The following is a 1473-nucleotide window of genomic DNA, read 5'->3' on the forward strand; positions in this document are numbered from 1 at the left end:
GGCGAGCACCTTGGTCTCCCGTACCTGGGCTACACTGACGGGACGCGTGCCGATGCTCTATGGGGGAGGCGAGCGGGCGGCAAATTTCCTGATCAAAACCTTTGCCCGGATGACAGCTAAGCAGCAGGAAGCGATTCTGCTTGAAGCGTTCTTCGATCCCAAGGTGTATCAAACCCTGGTCAACGCCGGCACATATGGTCCGGATAATGCGCTCGTCAAGCATCAGCTCAGGCTGCATCTTTACAATCTCAGCGAACTGCATAATGACGCAGATGTAGGCAATAATACGTCATTCTCTTTGCTTGATTTGATTAGCCCAAGCTCGGCCTATGCAAAGGAACCATACAAAGAACCGTCTAATGTTATTGAAAAAAATGGAAAAATTTACTTGTATGGTATCGAAGAAACAGAGGCAGTTCTCGAGCAGGCCTTAAACAGAATAGATGCGACACGAAAGAAAAACCGCGATGCCATTGAAGGGATGTCAGGAGATGAGAAACGATTCGCGCAAAGCATGGCTGATTTAACCGAAGGGATGCACGCAGAGACCTATCGGGTAGGGAAAGAGATACTCAACCGTCGTCGGAGTAAAAAGTGAGTACCAACGCGCAATTCCAGACCCTCGGGCCGTTCTTCGACGGGGGCGTGCTCCAGAGCGGCGTCAAACTCTACCACTACGAAGCAGGGTCCGTGGGGTTCTCGTCGCCGAAGGATCTCTGGCTCGACCGATCGAAGAGCGTTCCCCTCCCGAATCCCTATCAGGGCGATGCGCGCGGGCTGCTCTCCTTCTTTGGGGACGGGCTTTACAAACTGATCGTTGCGAAATCCACGTCGACCGGGCCCTCGCATGATGTGCTCTATACCTGGGACAACTTCTCGATCCTGGACACGATTCAATCCGTGTTCGAAGAGGGCGACGCGGTCACCGCGGCGACGACGATTACCGTCGGGCCTGGCATCTGGACGCATATCATCGGCGACGCGCCGATCTCGCAAATCACGGGAGATCCGCCCTTCCAATGGTTGGCCTTCGACGCCGACCAGACCATGACGCATTCGGCGAATCTGGTCTTGCCGAACGCGAAGCCGCGGACGTTCAAGACCGGCGATGTGGCCTTCTTCCTCAATGACGGGAACAACGTCTGGCGTCTGGCTATGCACCATCAAGGGGCGGAAGGCGCCTACGACGGCCGCATCGGCAGTACCTACCCGGCGCTAGCTACACTCACGATTCCGGCGGATGGGGACTTCGTCGACATCGGCGGGTCGGATGTAGACGTGACGGCACTGGCCTCGATGCCGGCGGGCTATCACTTCCATGCGCGGTTTACCGGCTCCGGCGTCCAGCTCATTCATAGCGCGACGCTCATCTGTCCGAACGGGGACGACTATCGGCTCTGCACGAATGAGATCGTGGAGTTCCGGTCGCTCAGTCCTGGGACCTGGCTCGTGGCATTCCGGTCGGGACCAACC

The 1473-nt window shown here is 56.8% G+C and carries 2 protein-coding genes; both read left to right on the forward strand.

Translation table 11 applies throughout. From position 1 onward, the window contains the following. A partial coding sequence (locus KF784_20225) for a hypothetical protein (protein MBX3121383.1) occupies positions 1-598 on the forward strand: 598 nt, incomplete at its 5' end. Beyond that, positions 595-1473 (forward strand): hypothetical protein (locus KF784_20230; protein ID MBX3121384.1); only part of this gene is annotated, 879 nt, incomplete at its 3' end. The genes KF784_20225 and KF784_20230, both read left to right, overlap by 4 nt.

Source organism: Fimbriimonadaceae bacterium, assembly GCA_019638775.1.
Taxonomy (GTDB): Bacteria; Armatimonadota; Fimbriimonadia; order Fimbriimonadales; family Fimbriimonadaceae; genus JAHBTD01.